Origin of the sequence: Ideonella sp., assembly GCF_041914305.1 — a bacterium.
Taxonomy (GTDB): domain Bacteria; phylum Pseudomonadota; class Gammaproteobacteria; order Burkholderiales; family Burkholderiaceae_C; genus Ideonella.
In genome coordinates, this window is the sequence record NZ_JAYSDQ010000032.1 from 19751 (window position 1) to 35807 (window position 16057).

Genomic DNA, 16057 nt, shown 5'->3' on the forward strand with positions numbered 1-16057 from the left:
AAGGTGAATTGTCAGGGATTCGGGGCGGTGTGGGCGGCGCCGGCTTCGGCCGCCGCCGCCAGCCCGGCCAGGCGATCGACGAAGCGCTGCACCACCGTCGGCAGCACCTCTTGGGCCTGCGCCGCCAGCAGGTAGCGCCGGCGCGCCCAGGGCTCGGCCAGCGGCCGCACGCTGATCGCGAACAGCTTGGCAAAACGTTCGGCCACCACGGCCGGCAACACAGCCACCCCCAGGCCCTCGCCCACCAGCTGGGCGATGGCATCGAAGCCTCGCACCTGCAGCCGGGCGTTGAGCGTGCGGCCCCGCTCCAGCGCCCGCTGCAGCATCATCTCGTGCACCGAGGCGCCGATGTGCAGGCCGACCATGTCGTAGTCGAGCAGCGCATCGAAGCGCAGGCCGCCGCGCCCGCGGGCCAAGGCATGCCCTTTCGGCAGCACCACCGCCAGCTCGCCGGCCCGGTAAGGCCAGGTGGCCAGGCGCTGGTCGGTCAACGGCGGCGCGAACACGCCCACGTCGGCGCGCCCCTCGGCCACGGCCTGTTGCACGTTTGCGCTGGTCATGTCTTCAAGGCTGATGCGGATCTGCGGGTGCTCGCGCGAAAACGCCGCCAAGTCGGCCGGCAGCGCCTCGGCAATCGCCGCCGCGTTGGCGGCGATGCGCAAGTGCCCCTTGATGCCACGGCTGAACTCGACCACCTCGCTTTCCAGCGCATGCAGTGACGCGTTCAAGCTGCGGATGTGGCGCACCAGCGCCCGGCCCGCCTCGGTGGGCTCGACGCCCCGGGCGCGCCGCTCGAACAGCTGCACGCCCAGGCGCGTCTCCAGGTCTTTCAGCCGCTTGCTCGCAGCGGCCAGCGCCAAGTGCTCACGCTCCGCCGCCCGCGTGATGCTGTGGGTTTCGGCGATCGCAAGCACGAGGTTCAGGGTGACGAGGTCGAAGCGCATGACAAACGGAAATCGGGGGTGCGACAGCCCGCCTTCACCCGCACCGAACAGGCCCGTGTCAGGCCGACGGTCGGGGCTGGCGCCCAACCGGTAAGCCCGGCGCCAGCAGCCCATCGCGGTATCAATGGTGAACGAAGGCTTGGCCTTGCGTGCACGGAAGTGGCCAAGCAAGGCTTCGCGGTTCACGAAGGATAGCGCCGCTTTCGCCTCGCGCGTTGGTCGGCCACGCATGGGCGTTCTTACGGCGTTCGCGCCTGCGCAAACCCACCCCTAGTCTCAGCCCCCGCGCTCCCTACTCGAAGGGATGAGCGCGCCGAGGCCCTCGACCTACAGTTCTTTTCACGGGGCGTTGCTGTCTTCACCGCCCCGCACCTCGTCAGCGTCGAGGACGCAACGGCCTTCGGGAAGAAGCCGTCTGCAGCCGTACCTCGAGTCGCTGACAAGGCCTTCACTGCCTTGCAACCCGATGCGGGCAATTCATTTCCTCCAGGGAGAAATTCCATGTTGAACCGAGGTCGTCCCCTCTCGGCGCTTGCCGTCGCCTGTCTGTTGACCGGTGGCATCGCCGCTTCTGCGCCCGCCGCGGCTGCAGATCTCAATGAACTGGCCGCTGCGTCGCGCTTCATCGTGCACAGCCGCGTCAGCAAGGTCGAATACGCGCAGTCCGAGGCCGTCAAAGGTCAGACCGGCGTGCCGCACACGATCGTCACCTTCGATGTCGTGAAGCCCTTGCAGGGCAGCGTCGGCGCGGCGTCGTTCACCCTGCGCTTCGTTGGCGGCCCGGATGGCCGCGGCCGCTTCATGCAGGCGTCCAACGTGCCGGTGTTCCAGCTGGGCGACGAAGACATCCTGTTCGTGCGCGACAACGGCAGCAAGGGTTGCGCGCTGGCCGGCTGCGCAGACGGGCGCTTCCGGGTGCTGAACGGGCTGGTGTACGACGGCACCGGCGTCCCGGTGCTGCGTGTCGAGTCGGACCGCGTCGTCGCCAGCGGCGAAACGCCGGCCGAGCTGAGCACCATCCGCTTCCCGCGGCCGTCGTTCGACGCGCTGATGAAGAACGCACAGGCGCGCCAGGCCATCGCCAGCCAGGGCCTGTCCGTCGCCGAGGCACGCCAGCGCTACGAAGCGCAGGCGCCGGCCATGATCGAGATGTCGACGATCGACGGCGGCCGCTCGGCGGCTGACCGTGGCGGCCACGGGCCAGGCCAGCAAAGCGGCACGGCGGCACCAACCACCGGCCGCACGATGTCGGCCGACAGCTTCGTCTCGAAACTGGCTGGCCTGCACGTGGCCAGCGCCGAAGGCAGTGCGGCATTCGAAAGCATCGACGCGCAAGCCCGCATCGCGGCGCCGTCCACGCAGGCCGCCGTCCCGCCGAAGGTGCGCGCCACCCGCGCCACCCCGGCCCGCAGCGCGGCAGAAGACGCCGAAGCCCTCACCCAACTCAAGCAGCAGTGAGCACCGCTCGAGCCTTTGCCTTGAAACCACATTCGAAAGCACTGTCATGAAAGCAAGACTGACACTCGCTGCGGCCGCCTTGGCGTGCCTCAGCGCCTCTTCCGCCTTCGCCTACCGCGTCAATTCCTGCATGGGCGTGCCCGTCAAGTGGCCCACCAACGGCCCGCAGGTGCGCGTCAGCCCAGTGAGCTTCCCCGACGGCTACTGGCGCAACGGCCTGCAGCGCGCGGTCAACCTGACCAACCAGAACCCGACGCCGTTCTACTTCTCCACCACCACCGACACCGACGGGCTGGGGTTGGGCAACGGCCAGAGCGAAACCTGGGGCACCACCGACGCCGGCATCCTGAACGGCTCGCCCGCCATCACCTATTGGTACGACACCTGCTACTGGTTCTTCGGCGTGGTCTCGCACCGCGACGAAGCCGACGTGATCTTCGACTACAACTCGCCCTTCCAATGGACGGCCGACGAGTGGAAGTACAGCCTGATCAGGTACGGCGGCGGTGGCCGCCAGTTGCAAGGCACCGGCGTCCACGAGTTCGGCCACGCGCTCGGCCTGCTGCACGTGAACACCGAATACAACGTGATGGGCGCCGACTTCGAGCACATCTGGGCCAACGGCTCCGCGGCGCACGGCTACCTGGGCGAAGACGCCGCCGACGGCGCAACCTACCTCTACGGCCCCTGGTCGTACAGCTGGCAAGACCTGGGCGTCGCGCACTGGAAGTATTCGTACGCCAGCGGCGAATACTCGCGCCACGTCAGGACCGCCGTCTATGACGCTTCAGGCGTCGTGCTGCCAACGGTCACGGTCGGCACTGAGACCGGCTACCGCGTCAACAAGGGCCAGGTGGTCCAGGTCGAGTTCACCTACGAGAACAACGGCCGCGACACCCAGACCGTGGACACCAGCTGGTACCTGTCATCGGACGACTACATCACGACCGGTGACCGCTGGCTGGGCACGAACTACGGCATGACGCTCTCGCGCGGCGACGTGCTGACCTACCGCCGGGCCGTGACGATCCCGAGTGACCTGGTCAGCGGCGGGAACTACTGGGTCGGCACCGTCGTGGACAGCGGCAACATCGTGCCCGATGCTTTGCGTGAGAACAACGCGACCTACATCCCCATCCGCGTCAACTGAGCACGCGCTTGTTCAAGCGCAGCATGGGCCCTCGCGCCGGGAGGCATCGGGGCCCATGCGTCTCAAGAGGCCATCAGGTCCTTCACCTGCTGCAGCGCTGCCGGGTCTTCCATCGTGGTCAGGTCACCGGGGTCACGCCCCTCGCAGACCGCCTGGATCGCCCGGCGCAACAGCTTGCCCGAGCGCGTCTTGGGCAGCACCGAGACAAAGCGCACGCGCGCCGGCCGGGCGACCGCGCCGAGCTGCTCGTCGACGACCTTCATGACCTCGCCTTCGAGCTTCAGCGCGCCGGCCGCGTCGGCGGCCCGGGCCGGGTCTTTCAGCACCACGAAGGCAATCGCCACCTGCCCCTTCAGCTGGTCGGCCACGCCGACCACCGCCACCTCGGCCACGTTCGGGTGGCTGGAGATGCTCTCTTCGATCTCGCGCGTGCCCAGCCGGTGGCCGGCCACGTTGATCACGTCGTCGGTGCGGCCCAGGATGAAGAAGTAGCCGTCCTCGTCGCGAATGCCCCAGTCGAAGGTCGAGTACAACTGCTGGCCCGGGATGCTGGACCAGTAGGTCTTGACGAAGCGTGCATCGTCGCGCCACACCGTCTGCATGCAGCCCGGCGGCAGCGGGCCGGCGATCGCGACCACGCCCTTCTGGTTCGGCGCCTTCAGCTCTTCGCCGGTCGCCTCGTCGATCAGCTTCACGTCGTAGCCGTAGACCGCCTTGCCGGGCGAGCCGAACTTGCTCGGCGCTTTTTCAACCCCGTTGCAGATCGTCAGGATCGGCCAGCCGGTTTCGGTCTGCCAGTAGTTGTCGATGATCGGTTTGCCCAGCGCCTCGGCGATCCACGTGGCGGTCGGCTCGTCCAGCGGCTCGCCGGCCAGGTACAGCGCCCGCAGCGACGACAGGTCGTGCTTGCGCAGCGCCTCGGGGTCCTGCTTCTTCAACACGCGCACGGCCGTGGGTGCGCTGAACATCGCCGTCACCTTGTACTTCTCGACCAGGCTCCACCAGATAGCGGCGTCGGGGCCGTCCATGCCGCGCGTGGGCAAGCCTTCGTACATGATCGTCGCCATGCCGGCGATCAGCGGGCCATAGACGATGTAGCTGTGGCCGACGACCCAGCCGATGTCACTGGTCGAAAAATAGGTCTCGCCCGGCTGGCCGCAGAAGATGTGCTTCATGCTGGCCGCCAGCGCCACCGCGTAGCCGCCAATGTCGCGCTGCACCCCTTTGGGCTTGCCGGTCGTGCCCGAGGTGTAGAGCGTGTAGCTGGGCTCGGTCGACGCCAGCCAGGTGCAGGGCACCTGGGCGTCGCGGTGCTGCTCGCGCAGGCTGGCGTAGTCTTCGTCGCGCCCGGCCACCTTGCTGAACGGCGTGAGCCCGCGGTCGACCATCAGCACCTTGGCCGGCTTGTGCTTGGCCAGCGCAATCGCCTCGTCCAGCAGCGGCTTGTAGGCCACCACCTTGCCGCCGCGCGAGCCGGCATCGGCGCTGACCACCAGCACCGGCTCGGCATCGTCGATGCGATCGGCCAGGCTGACGCTGGCAAAGCCGCCGAACACCACCGAATGGATCGCGCCGATGCGCGCGCAGGCCAGCATTGCGAACGCGGCCTCGGGGATCATCGGCATGTAGACCAGCACCCGGTCGCCTTGCTTGACGCCCAACGCCTGCAGGCTCGCCGCCATGCGCTGCACCTCGGTGTGCAGCTCGGCGTAGCTGTAGACGCGCTCCTGCCGGGTCTCGGTGGAGACGAAGATCAGCGCGTTCTGGCCCGCCCTGTCCTTCAGGTGCCGGTCGACCGCGTTGTGGCAGAGGTTGGTGGTGCCCCCGACGAACCAGCGGGCGAACGGCGGGTTGCTGAAGTCGCAGACCTGGTCGAACGGCTGGTGCCAGTCGATCAACGCCGCCTGCTCACGCCAGAAACCGTCGCGATCATCGATCGAGCGGCGGTAGAAATCGGCGTAGGTCGTGCTCATCCCATGCTCCTGTCGGCGGTGTGGTCGTGAATTTCATCGCAGCAGGCTGACATGCTTCTGTCAGGCTCGACATGGGCGTCGCATCCAGGCTGCGTGAGCCGAAGAAAATAGCAGGTTCACCGAGGGAGAAGAATGTTCCACGTCAATTCAGCCTTGCCAGCCCCCACGGCCAAGGCGGCGACCGCGGCCACCACGGTCATCGGCCGGCTGGTCGCCGGTGTCGCAGCGTTGCTGGCCGTCGCCGTCGCGCGAGCGGCACCGCCCAGCGTCGACGAGTTCGTCAAACCGTCGGCCATCGGCCATGTGCAGCTGTCGCCGTCCGGCCGGCGCCTGGCGTTGCTGATCCCGTCACCCGAAGGGCACAACCGCCTGGCGGTCATGGACCTGCCGCCCAGCCAGCCACCCCGCGTGGTGGCCGCCTTCAGCGATGCCGACATCACCCGATACGGCTGGGTCAACGACAACCGCCTGATCTACGAGGCGTTCGATTTCGACGACGGTGTGGAGGTGCGGGCCAACCGCGCCGGCACTTTCGCGGTCAACCACGATGGGCGCGAGTCGCGCCAGCTGATCGCGTGGCGCGGTTTCCACGTCAAGGAGGCAACGCACATCACCTCGCGCGTGCTCGACATCAACTGGGACTGGGACCGCACCATCGACGATGGCAGCGACGACGTCTGGGTCCACGAGACCAAGCGCAACAGCCAACGCGAACCGACAGGCCAGACGCTGGCGCGCCTGAACACCAGCACCGGCGCGTTGAAGGCGTTCCCGCTGAGCGGGCTCGACCACGTGGTCAGCTGGCTTCGCGGCGCCAACGGCGACCCGGCCGTCGTGCGCACGGATTGGGACGGCCGCTCGAAGCTCTACTGGCGCGAATCGCCCGAGCGCCCCTGGGCCTTGCTGCAAGACGAAGATGCGCTGAGCAGCGCCGTCTACCTCCCCCGCTCGCTCGAGCCCGGCCGGCTGATCGTGTCCACCCACCACGGCGCCGGCGAGGCGGCGCTGTACGCGCTGGACCTGAAGACCGGCCGCCTGGGTGCCGAGCCCCTGGTGGCGGTCAAGGGCTTCGATCTGGTCGCAACATTCGAAGGCGACAGCAAGACCGGGCACCTGTCGGGCATCCACTTTCTCACCGACCGGCCGCAAAGCTACTGGTTCGACGACGAGATGCACCGCCTGCAGCAGGGGCTGGACGCCGCCCTGCCCCCCGGCCGCTTCAACCAGATCTCCTGCGGCCGTTGCGACTCGAGCCGCTTTCTCGTCGTCCATTCGTGGTCCGACAGTTTTCCCGGTGAGTACTACCTGTACGACCGAGAGCAGCGCAAGGTCGAGCCGATCGGCGCGGCCCGGCCCTGGTTGAGCGAGGCGTCGCAAGGCCGGCGCAGCTTCCATCGTTTTGCGGCCCGCGACGGGCTGGACATCCCCGTCTACGTCACCCACCCGGCCGGCACCAAGCCGACCGACAAACTGCCCGCGGTGCTGCTCGTTCACGGCGGGCCCTGGGTGCGCGGCAGCGACCTGGGGTGGGACCAGGAGGCGCAGTTCCTGGCCTCACGCGGCTACCGGGTCATCGAGCCCGAATTCCGCGGCAGCGCCGGCTACGGCGACAAGCTCTTCGGTGCCGGCATCAAGCAATGGGGCCAGGCGATGCAGGACGACCTGGCCGACGCCGTGCAATGGGCCGCCAAGCAAGGCCTGGTCGACGACAAGCGGGTCTGCATCATGGGTGCCAGCTATGGCGGCTACGCGGCGCTGATGGGCCCGATCCGCCACCCGGGCGCCTACCGCTGTGCCATCAGCTTCGCCGGCGTGACCGACATCGAGCTGCGCTACAACGCCTGGGGCAGCGACCTGAGCAACCAGACCCGACACTACACGCTGCCCGTGCTCATGGGCGACCCCGAGGCCGATCGGGACGTGCTGCGCACCGTGTCACCGCTGCTGCGCGCCGGCGAGATCAAGGTGCCGGTGCTGCTGGCCCAGGGCGCGAAGGACCGCCGAGTGCCGATCGAGCACGCCGAGAAGTTCGTCAAGGCGGCCAAGGCGGCTGGCGTCAACGTCGACTACAAGGTCTACGAGCTCGAAGGGCACGGCTTTGTCATCCCCGCCGATCGGGCCGACTACTACCGCCGCGTCGAGGCTTTCCTGGCCCGCCATCTGGCGCCGGCTCCATGAAAACGCCGAGCCAATTGCGCCCGGTTACTTCTTGCTACTTCGGTTTGGGCCGCCAAGGCGAGGACAATGCCCCGCCGGCCAACTGCTGTGGCGCCCGCCCGGCCCGAGCTGGACCAACTCTTGCGTATGGCGGCGCATGAGAAGCGAACATCGCCAGCCATCCCCTGTCATCACCGAAGGAGTCACTGAATTGAAGCCCTCTGAAATCATTGCGGCCGTGCGTGCCAAAGACGCCAAGATCATCGGCGAGCTGGCCGACAAGAAGGCCGAGCAAATCGTCAAGGCCGTGCTGACGGTCATCCGCGAAAACGTGACCGCGGTCGAGAAGGGTGACCTGACCGTGCCGATGCTGGGCCGCTTCAAGGTCAACGAAGTCACCAAGGGCGAAGGCGCCGAAGCCAAGGTCGTCCGCAAGGTGACCTACATCGCCGCCAAGCCGGCCCCGAAGGAAGTGCCGCCGAACGGCAAGGCCAAGGCCAAGGGCGCCAAGGCCAAGGCCGAGGCCTGATTCGCCGCCGGCGCTCAGCCGGCCGGCCGCAGCGCAGCCACCACCTCGGGTGGCGCCTGCACCAGTTCGATCAGAACGCCTTCTCCCCCCAACGGAAACTCGTCGTTGCCCTTGGGGTGGATGAAGCAGATGTCGTGACCGGCCGCACCCTTGCGGATCCCGCCCGGCGCAAAGCGAACCCCGTTCGCCGTCATCCATTCCACCGCTTTCGGCAGATCGTCGACCCACAGCCCCACGTGGTTCAGCGGCGTGGTGTGCACGGCCGGCTTCTTGTCCGGGTCCAGCGGCTGCATCAGGTCGACCTCGACCGCATGAACGCCCTCGCCCATCGCGCAGATGTCCTCGTCGACGTTCTCGCGCTCGCTGACGAACGTGCTCTTGACCGTCAGGCCAAGCATGTCGACCCACAGGGCCTTGAGCTTGTCCTTGCTGGGGCCGCCGATCGCGATCTGCTGGATGCCCAGGATCCGGAACGGTTTGGTGTTGCTCATGGTGCCGACCCTCAGGCAAACGCGATGATCGGCTGATCGACGGTCAGGCTCTCGCCCTTCTTCGCCAGCACCTCGCCCACCACGCCGTCCTGCACCGCGACGAGGATGTTCTCCATCTTCATCGCCTCGATCACCGCCAGCTTCTCGCCGGCCAGCACCTTCTGCCCCGGCGCCACGGCCACATCGACCAACAGGCCCGGCATCGGCGACAGCAGGAACTTGCTCAGGTCCGGCGGCGCCTTGTAGGGCATCAGCTTCATCAGCTCGGCCGCGCGCGGCAGCAGCACCAGCGTGTCGATCTGCGTGCCGTTGTGGGCCAGGCGCATCGCCAAGGGCTGCTTGGCCGACCCCCGCTCGACCTGGGCCGAGAACGGCTGGCCGTTGCAGCGGCCGCTCATCAGCACCTCACCCAGCTTGGTGTGGCTTTGGATCGCGTAGTGGCGGCCGCCCACATGCACGTCGGCCGAGCCGCCCGCGGCGTCGAAATTACTTACCTTCACCGCGTGGTGCTGGTGCTGGCCCTGGGCGCCCAGCACCACGACCACCAGGTCTGGCGCATGCTCGACCCCGTGGCCGGGCAACTGCCCGCTGATGCCGGCCGCACGCTCGCGCGCCTTGCGCCGTACGAAAGCCGCCAGCGCCACCAGGAACAGCGGGTCGTCGTGCGGCACGTCTTCGGCCCGGAAGCCCTGGCCATAGTGCTCGGCGATGAAGCCGGTGTTGAAATCGCCCGAGACGAACCTCGGGTGCGCCAGCAGCGCCGCCTGGAACGGGATGTTGCTCGAGATGCCGCGGATCACGAAGCCGTTCAGTGCCTCGCGCATGCGGCGGATCGCGTCGTTGCGGTCTTTGCCGTGCACGATGAGCTTGGCGATCATCGAGTCGTAGAACATCGGGATCTCGCCGCCTTCGTAGACGCCGGTGTCCACCCGCACGCCACCGATCGGCGCCTCGCCCTGCAGCGTCGGCACCGAGGCTTCCAGCGTCTGTGCCGGCGGCTGGTACTTCACCAGCCGGCCGGTCGACGGCAGGAAGTTGCGGAACGGGTCTTCCGCATTGATGCGGCACTCGATCGCCCAGCCCTCGCGCTTGATCTGCTGTTGGGTGAAGCCGAGCTTCTCGCCCGCTGCCACGCGGATCATCTGCTCGACCAGGTCCAGCCCGGTGATGCACTCGGTGACCGGGTGCTCCACCTGCAGCCGGGTGTTCATCTCGAGGAAGTAGAAGCTCTGGTCCTTGCCGACCACGAACTCGACCGTGCCCGCGCTCTGGTACTTCACCGCCTTGGCCAGCGCCACCGCCTGCTCACCCATCGCCTTGCGCGTCGCGTCGCTGATGAACGGCGACGGCGCCTCTTCGATCACCTTCTGGTGACGGCGCTGGATCGAGCATTCACGCTCGTGCAGGTAGACCACGTTGCCATGCCCGTCGCCCAGCACCTGGATCTCGATGTGGCGCGGCTCCTCGACGAACTTCTCGATGAAGACGCGGTCGTCGCCAAAGCTGTTGCGCGCCTCGTTGCGGCACGACGAGAAGCCCTCGAAAGCCTCCTTGTCGTTGAACGCAACGCGCAGGCCCTTGCCGCCGCCACCGGCGCTGGCCTTGATCATCACCGGGTAGCCGATGCCCTTGGCAATCTCCACCGCCTGCTCGGGCGTGGCGATCGCATCGTTGTAGCCGGGGATGGTGTTGACCTTGGCCTCGTTCGCAAGCTTCTTCGACGCGATCTTGTCGCCCATCGCCGCGATCGAATAGTGCTTCGGTCCGATGAAGACCATGCCCTCTTCTTCGACGCGCTTGGCAAACGCTTCGTTCTCGGACAGGAAGCCGTAGCCCGGGTGGATCGCCTCGGCGCCGGTCTGCTTGGCCGCGGCAATGATCTTGTCGGCCACGAGGTACGACTCACGGCTGGGCGCGGCACCCAGCAGCACCGACTCATCGGCCAGCTCAACGTGGCGGGCGTCCTTGTCGGCCTCGGAGTAGACCGCCACGGTCTTGATGCCCATCTTGCGGGCCGTCTTGATAACGCGGCAGGCGATTTCGCCCCGATTGGCGATGAGGATCTTCTTAAACATAGGCCTTCTCCATCGGGTCGACATCGCCTGCGTGCGCTTCGCGCACCGTGCCATTTGGCTTCACCGAAACGCCCGCTTCGCGGACCTTGTCGCCGCGGTTGGCGATGAGGATCTTCTTGAACATCATGGCTCCAATGTTTTCTTGAATCTTTGCGCTCAGAACTCGCGCAACACGAACCCGCTGACGAAGGCGAAATACTCGCGCAGCCAGGCGTTGTAGCGGACGTACAGCGGCGTCGGCGCGCCCACCGCCTGCACGCGGGCGTAGCCGGCGCGGCGGGCGATCCAGCGTGCCCGAATGGTGTGAAAGTCGCTGGTCACCAGCCGCACCGGCGCATCGGCGTCGATGCCGCGGGCGGCCAGCAAGGGCTGGGTGAACCGCAGGTTCTCTTCGGTGCTGGTGCTGCGTTCTTCTTGCACGATGCGATCAGGCGCTAGGCCCTTGGCCCGCAGGTAGTCGCCCATCACCTTGGCCTCGCTGATGCGCCCGCTGAAATCGAGCCCGCCACTGACGACCACCGGCGCCTCGGGAAAGCGCGCAGCCTGGGCCAGCGCCACGTCCAGCCGTGCCAGCAGGGTCGGCGATGGCCGCCCGTTCGGCGCGCCGGCACCCAGCACGACGATCGCCGCCGGTGCGTCGGCCGTCACTACATCGGTCGCCGAACGCGCCAGCACCACCCAGAAGACGGCAACGCTCGCCGCCCACGCACCAATCACCGCCCAGCCCCAGCGCCATGCGCGGCGCCGGCCGGGTTGCCTGGACAACCACGGCTGCACGCGCGGCCAGCGCCAAGCCAGCGCCACCAGCACCACGCCGAACATCAACGGCAAGGTCACGCCCAGGCTGAAAAGCCCGTCGGCCATCAGCAGCAGCGCGTCGGCCACCAGCAGCGCACCCAACGCACCGCCGATCCACCGCCAGTTGTTCGCTCGCCGGTCCATCAACAGATCACAGAGGGATGTTGCCGTGCTTGCGCCACGGGTTCTCGAGCTTCTTGTCCTTGAGCATCATCAGCGAGCGGCAGATGCGCTTGCGGGTCTCGTGCGGCTGGATCACGTCGTCGATGTAGCCGCGGCTGCCGGCCACGAACGGGTTGGCGAAGCGGGCCTTGTATTCGGCCTCCTTCGCGGCCAGCTTGGCCGGGTCGCCCTTGTCTTCGCGGAAGATGATTTCCACGGCGCCCTTGGCGCCCATCACCGCGATTTCGGCGTTGGGCCAGGCGAAGTTGACGTCGCCGCGCAGGTGCTTGGAGGCCATCACGTCGTAGGCGCCGCCATAGGCCTTGCGGGTGATGACGGTGACCTTGGGCACCGTGCACTCGGCATAGGCGTAGAGCAGCTTGGCGCCGTGCTTGATGATGCCGCCGTATTCCTGCGCCGTGCCGGGCATGAAGCCGGGCACGTCGACGAAGGTGATCACCGGGATGTTGAAGGCATCGCAGAAGCGCACGAAGCGCGCCGCCTTGATCGAGCTCTTGATGTCCAGGCAGCCGGCCAGCACCATCGGGTTGTTGGCCACCACGCCCACCGTGGCGCCTTCCATGCGGGCGAAGCCGATGACGATGTTCTGCGCGTAGTCGGGCTGGATCTCGAAGAAGTCGCCGTCGTCGACCACCTTCAGGATCAGCTCCTTCATGTCGTAGGGCTTGTTGGCGTTGTCGGGCACCAGCGTGTCGAGCGATTCGTCCACGCGGCTGGCGGGGTCGCCGCTCGGGCGCACCGGCGGCTTGTCCTTGTTGTTCAGCGGCAGGTAGTTGAAGAAGCGGCGCAGCATCAGCAGCGCCTCGACGTCGTTCTCGAATGCCAGGTCGGCCACGCCGCTGCGGCCGGTGTGGGTGACGGCGCCGCCCAGTTCCTCGGCCGTCACCTCCTCGTGCGTCACGGTCTTCACCACCTCGGGGCCGGTGACGAACATGTACGACGAGTCTTTCACCATGAAGATGAAGTCGGTCATCGCCGGCGAATACACGGCGCCGCCGGCACACGGGCCCATGATCATGCTGATCTGTGGGATCACGCCCGAGGCCAGCACGTTCTTCTGGAACACGTCGGCATAACCACCGAGTGACGCGACACCTTCCTGGATGCGCGCACCGCCCGAATCGTTCAGGCCGATCACCGGCGCGCCGACCTTCATCGCCTGGTCCATCACCTTGCAGATCTTCTCGGCGTGGGCCTCGCTCAAGGCGCCGCCGAACACGGTGAAGTCCTGGCTGAAGACGAAGACCAGGCGGCCGTTGATCATGCCGTAGCCGGTGACCACGCCGTCGCCCGGGATCTTGTTGTCGGCCATGCCGAAGTCGGCGCAGCGGTGTTCGACGAACATGTCCCACTCTTCGAAGCTGCCTTCGTCGAGCAGCAGCTCGAGCCGCTCACGTGCCGTCAGCTTGCCCTTGGCATGCTGGGCGGCAATGCGTTTCTCGCCGCCGCCCAGGCGTGCCTTGGCGCGCATCTGTTCGAGCATCTGCTGGATGTCGTGCATGTCGAAAGTTCTCCTCGGAAACTATTGAAAGAGGTCGAGCAGGCGGCGTGCCGCCACCGATGCGGCCAAGGTGCCCTCGCGCACCTCGGTGCGCAGGCCGGCCAGTTGCTCGCGCACGGCCGGGTGGGCGCGAAAGCGGCTTTTCAGGCCGGCGTCGATGCGCTCCCACATCCACGCTTCGTCTTGCGCGTGGCGGCGCCTGGCCAGGCGCCCGCTGCTGGTTTGCACCTGCCGGTAGCCGCTGACGGTCTGCCAGAACTCGGCCAGCCCGGTGGACTTCAGCGCGCTCAGTTGAATGACCTTGGGGTGCCAGACGTTGGCATCGTGGTGGGCATGATCGGGGTGGCCATGCAGCCCGAACAGCCGCAGCGCCGAGGTGATCTGCGCCCGTGCGCGCGTCGCCGCGGCTTCGTCGATGTCGGCCTTGTTGATCACCACCAGGTCGGCCAGCTCCATCACGCCCTTCTTGATCGCCTGCAGGTCGTCGCCGGCATTGGGCAGCTGCATCAGCACGAACATGTCGGTCATGCCGGCCACCGCGGTTTCGCTCTGGCCAACGCCCACCGTCTCGACGATCACGATGTCGTAGCCCGCCGCTTCGCAGACCAGCAGGCTCTCGCGCGTGCGTTCGGCCACGCCGCCCAGCGTGCCGCTCGATGGGCTGGGCCGGATGTAGGCCGACTCGTGCACCGACAGGCGCTCCATGCGCGTCTTGTCGCCGAGGATCGAGCCGCCCGACACGCTGGACGACGGGTCGACCGCCAGCACCGCCACGCGGTGGCCTTGGCCGATCAGGTACAGGCCCAACGCCTCGATGAAGGTGCTCTTGCCGACCCCGGGCACGCCCGAGATGCCCAGGCGGAACGATCGACCGGTCGACGGCAGCAGCGCGTTCAACAGCTCGTCGGCGCGCAGCCGGTGGTCCGCGCGCGTCGATTCGAGCAGCGTGATGGTCTTGGCGATCGCGCGCCGGCGCGGCGCGGCCTCGCCGTGCAGCAGCTGTTCGAGCAACGCCTGGTCCGCGTCGGCCAGGCTCATCGCGCCCCCTTGGCCCTGCGGGCCATTCCCGAAAGGGGGAGCGATCGTTTTCGGAGCGGCCGTGCAACGCTCATCTCGCCGCCCGCAGGTAGAACCAGTCCCACTCGCCTTCGGCCTGCAGCTCGAAGCCATGGCGCTGGTAGAAACGGTTGGCGTCGCTGTACTTCAGTGCCGTCACCGACACCGGCATGTGCACGGCGTCGGCCTCGGCCAGCACCTGCTCCAGCACCCACGAGCCCACGCCTTCGCGCTGCGCACTGGGGTGCACGTAGAGGTGGTCGAGTTGCCAGCCATCTTCGCGCGGCACGACCACGACGAAGCCCACCAGCTCGCCCCCGCGCAGGATGTGGCGCGTGTGCGCCGGCTGGTAGCCACGCGACAGGCGCTCGCGGGCCCGCTGCGGGTCGAAGCGGCCCAGCCGCTCGAGGCTTTCGCGCATCGCGGCCAAGCGCAGCGACATCAGCGCTTCGAAGTCGCCATCGCCCGCGGGCGACAGGGCGAGTTCGGGCCGGTCAGGGGATGCGGACATCGGCGTGCTCAGGCCACGCCCTGTGCCTGGCGGATCTGCTCCAGCACGTCTTTCGCGCTGGCCGGTATCGGCGTGCCCGGGCCGTAGATGCCCTTCACGCCGGCTTCGTAGAGGAAGCGGTAGTCCTGCTGCGGGATCACGCCGCCGACGAAGACGATGATGTCGTCGGCGCCCTGCTTCTTCAGCGCCTCGATTATCGCCGGCACCAGCGTCTTGTGGCCCGCGGCCAGCGTGCTGATGCCGACCGCGTGCACGTCGTTCTCGATCGCCTGGCGCGCGCACTCTTCGGGCGTCTGGAACAGCGGGCCCATGTCGACGTCGAAGCCGAGATCGGCAAACGCCGTGGCCACCACCTTGGCGCCGCGGTCGTGGCCGTCCTGGCCCAGCTTGGCGATCATCACGCGCGGGCGGCGGCCGGCGGCGTCGGCAAAGGCCGCGATCTCGCCCTGAAGCTTTTCCCAACCTTCGGCAGAGTCGTAGGCAGCAGCGTACACACCGGTCACCTTTTGAATGTCGGCGCGGTGGCGGCCATAGACCACCTCCAGCGCGTCGCTCACCTCGCCCACGGTCGCCCGCAGGCGGATGGCCTGGATGCTCAGGTCCAGCAGGTTACCTTGGCCGGACTGTGCCGCCTTGGTCAACGCCGCCAGCGCGCACTGGACCTTGGCGGTGTCACGCGACGACTTGATCTGCTGCAAGCGCGCCACCTGCTGCTCGCGCACCATCACGTTGTCGACTTCGAGGATGTCGACCGGGTCTTCCTTGGCCAATCGGTACTTGTTGACGCCGACGATCACGTCTTTGCCCGAGTCGATGCGGGCCTGCTTCTCGGCTGCGCTGGCCTCGATCTTCAGCTTGGCCCAGCCGGAGTCGACCGCCTTGGTCATGCCGCCCATCGCCTCGACCTCTTCGATGATCGACCACGCCTTGTCGGCCATCTCCTGGGTCAGGCTTTCCATCAGGTAGCTGCCGGCCCACGGGTCGACCACGTTGGTGATGTGGGTCTCTTCCTGGATGATCAGCTGCGTGTTGCGCGCGATGCGGGCGCTGAACTCGGTCGGCAGCGCGATCGCCTCGTCGAACGAGTTGGTGTGCAGCGACTGGGTGCCGCCGAACACCGCGGCCATCGCCTCGATCGTCGTGCGCACCACGTTGTTGTAGGGGTCTTGCTCGGTCAGGCTCCAGCCCGAGGTCTGGCAGTGCGTGCGCAGCATCAGGCTCTTGGGGTTCT

At 67.5% G+C, this 16057-nt stretch carries 14 protein-coding genes; 4 read left to right on the forward strand and 10 right to left on the reverse strand.

Annotated elements, in window-relative coordinates:
* Positions 1 to 11 precede the first annotated feature (11 nt).
* Complete coding sequence (locus ACE3SG_RS28110; protein ID WP_374569575.1) at positions 12 to 944, reverse strand: LysR family transcriptional regulator; 933 nt, start codon at positions 942 to 944, stop codon at positions 12 to 14.
* Positions 945 to 1445: 501 nt separating this feature from the next.
* Here ACE3SG_RS28110 and ACE3SG_RS28115 point away from each other — a divergent pair.
* Complete coding sequence (locus tag ACE3SG_RS28115) at positions 1446 to 2402, forward strand: hypothetical protein (protein WP_374569576.1); 957 nt, start codon at positions 1446 to 1448, stop codon at positions 2400 to 2402.
* A gap of 46 nt (positions 2403 to 2448) precedes the next feature.
* Positions 2449 to 3552, forward strand: coding sequence for a matrixin family metalloprotease (locus tag ACE3SG_RS28120; RefSeq protein WP_374569577.1), 1104 nt, complete (start codon positions 2449 to 2451; stop codon positions 3550 to 3552).
* Positions 3553 to 3614: 62 nt separating this feature from the next.
* Here the strand turns inward: ACE3SG_RS28120 and ACE3SG_RS28125 are convergent, their stop codons facing one another.
* The gene (locus ACE3SG_RS28125) at positions 3615 to 5525 is read right to left on the reverse strand and encodes a propionate--CoA ligase (RefSeq protein WP_374569578.1); all 1911 of its coding nucleotides are present in this window, start codon (positions 5523 to 5525) and stop codon (positions 3615 to 3617) included.
* A 132-nt stretch (positions 5526 to 5657) separates the two neighbouring features.
* Here ACE3SG_RS28125 and ACE3SG_RS28130 point away from each other — a divergent pair, with 132 nt between their 5' ends.
* Together ACE3SG_RS28130 and ACE3SG_RS28135 are read left to right on the forward strand one after the other, a co-directional pair.
* Entirely contained in the window at positions 5658 to 7703 is a 2046-nt protein-coding gene (locus ACE3SG_RS28130; protein WP_374569579.1) for an alpha/beta hydrolase family protein, read from the forward strand.
* A gap of 190 nt (positions 7704 to 7893) precedes the next feature.
* Positions 7894 to 8211, forward strand: a complete 318-nt coding sequence (locus ACE3SG_RS28135) for an HU family DNA-binding protein (RefSeq protein ID WP_374569580.1) — start codon at positions 7894 to 7896, stop codon at positions 8209 to 8211.
* 14 nt (positions 8212 to 8225) lie between these two features.
* On the opposite strand, the gene ACE3SG_RS28140 is transcribed toward ACE3SG_RS28135, so the two are convergent.
* The 8 genes from ACE3SG_RS28140 to ACE3SG_RS28175 all read right to left on the reverse strand — a co-directional run.
* Positions 8226 to 8702 (reverse strand): VOC family protein, encoded by a 477-nt coding sequence (locus ACE3SG_RS28140; RefSeq protein WP_374569581.1) that lies wholly within the window; start codon positions 8700 to 8702, stop codon positions 8226 to 8228.
* An 11-nt stretch (positions 8703 to 8713) separates the two neighbouring features.
* Positions 8714 to 10777, reverse strand: coding sequence for an acetyl-CoA carboxylase biotin carboxylase subunit (locus ACE3SG_RS28145; RefSeq protein WP_374569582.1), 2064 nt, complete (start codon positions 10775 to 10777; stop codon positions 8714 to 8716).
* The gene (locus ACE3SG_RS28150) at positions 10770 to 10901 is read right to left on the reverse strand and encodes a hypothetical protein (protein WP_374569583.1); all 132 of its coding nucleotides are present in this window, start codon (positions 10899 to 10901) and stop codon (positions 10770 to 10772) included. Before ACE3SG_RS28150 ends, ACE3SG_RS28145 begins: the two co-directional genes overlap by 8 nt.
* A 32-nt stretch (positions 10902 to 10933) precedes the next feature.
* Positions 10934 to 11719, reverse strand: coding sequence for a YdcF family protein (locus ACE3SG_RS28155; RefSeq protein ID WP_374569584.1), 786 nt, complete (start codon positions 11717 to 11719; stop codon positions 10934 to 10936).
* 7 nt (positions 11720 to 11726) lie between these two features.
* The gene (locus ACE3SG_RS28160; protein ID WP_374569585.1) at positions 11727 to 13259 is read right to left on the reverse strand and encodes an acyl-CoA carboxylase subunit beta; all 1533 of its coding nucleotides are present in this window, start codon (positions 13257 to 13259) and stop codon (positions 11727 to 11729) included.
* 21 nt (positions 13260 to 13280) lie between these two features.
* Positions 13281 to 14297: a methylmalonyl Co-A mutase-associated GTPase MeaB gene (meaB, locus tag ACE3SG_RS28165; RefSeq protein WP_374569586.1), complete on the reverse strand. Its 1017-nt coding sequence runs from the start codon at positions 14295 to 14297 to the stop codon at positions 13281 to 13283.
* Between the two features lie 70 nt (positions 14298 to 14367).
* Entirely contained in the window at positions 14368 to 14826 is a 459-nt protein-coding gene (locus ACE3SG_RS28170) for a GNAT family N-acetyltransferase (RefSeq protein ID WP_374569587.1), read from the reverse strand.
* An 8-nt stretch (positions 14827 to 14834) separates the two neighbouring features.
* The coding region (locus tag ACE3SG_RS28175) for a methylmalonyl-CoA mutase family protein (RefSeq protein ID WP_374569588.1) at positions 14835 to 16057 on the reverse strand (1223 nt) is incomplete at its 5' end.

Bases quoted from the DNA above. Each gene is read 5' to 3' on its own strand.
- ACE3SG_RS28110 (WP_374569575.1), bottom strand. From the start codon at position 944: ATGCGCTTCGACCTCGTCACCCTGAACCTCGTGCTTGCGATCGCCGAA.
- ACE3SG_RS28115 (WP_374569576.1), top strand. From the start codon at position 1,446: ATGTTGAACCGAGGTCGTCCCCTCTCGGCGCTTGCCGTCGCCTGTCTG.
- ACE3SG_RS28120 (WP_374569577.1), top strand. From the start codon at position 2,449: ATGAAAGCAAGACTGACACTCGCTGCGGCCGCCTTGGCGTGCCTCAGC.
- ACE3SG_RS28125 (WP_374569578.1), bottom strand. From the start codon at position 5,525: ATGAGCACGACCTACGCCGATTTCTACCGCCGCTCGATCGATGATCGC.
- ACE3SG_RS28130 (WP_374569579.1), top strand. From the start codon at position 5,658: ATGTTCCACGTCAATTCAGCCTTGCCAGCCCCCACGGCCAAGGCGGCG.
- ACE3SG_RS28140 (WP_374569581.1), bottom strand. From the start codon at position 8,702: ATGAGCAACACCAAACCGTTCCGGATCCTGGGCATCCAGCAGATCGCG.
- ACE3SG_RS28145 (WP_374569582.1), bottom strand. From the start codon at position 10,777: ATGTTTAAGAAGATCCTCATCGCCAATCGGGGCGAAATCGCCTGCCGC.
- ACE3SG_RS28150 (WP_374569583.1), bottom strand. From the start codon at position 10,901: ATGTTCAAGAAGATCCTCATCGCCAACCGCGGCGACAAGGTCCGCGAA.
- ACE3SG_RS28155 (WP_374569584.1), bottom strand. From the start codon at position 11,719: ATGGACCGGCGAGCGAACAACTGGCGGTGGATCGGCGGTGCGTTGGGT.
- ACE3SG_RS28160 (WP_374569585.1), bottom strand. From the start codon at position 13,259: ATGCACGACATCCAGCAGATGCTCGAACAGATGCGCGCCAAGGCACGC.
- meaB (WP_374569586.1), bottom strand. From the start codon at position 14,297: ATGAGCCTGGCCGACGCGGACCAGGCGTTGCTCGAACAGCTGCTGCAC.
- ACE3SG_RS28170 (WP_374569587.1), bottom strand. From the start codon at position 14,826: ATGTCCGCATCCCCTGACCGGCCCGAACTCGCCCTGTCGCCCGCGGGC.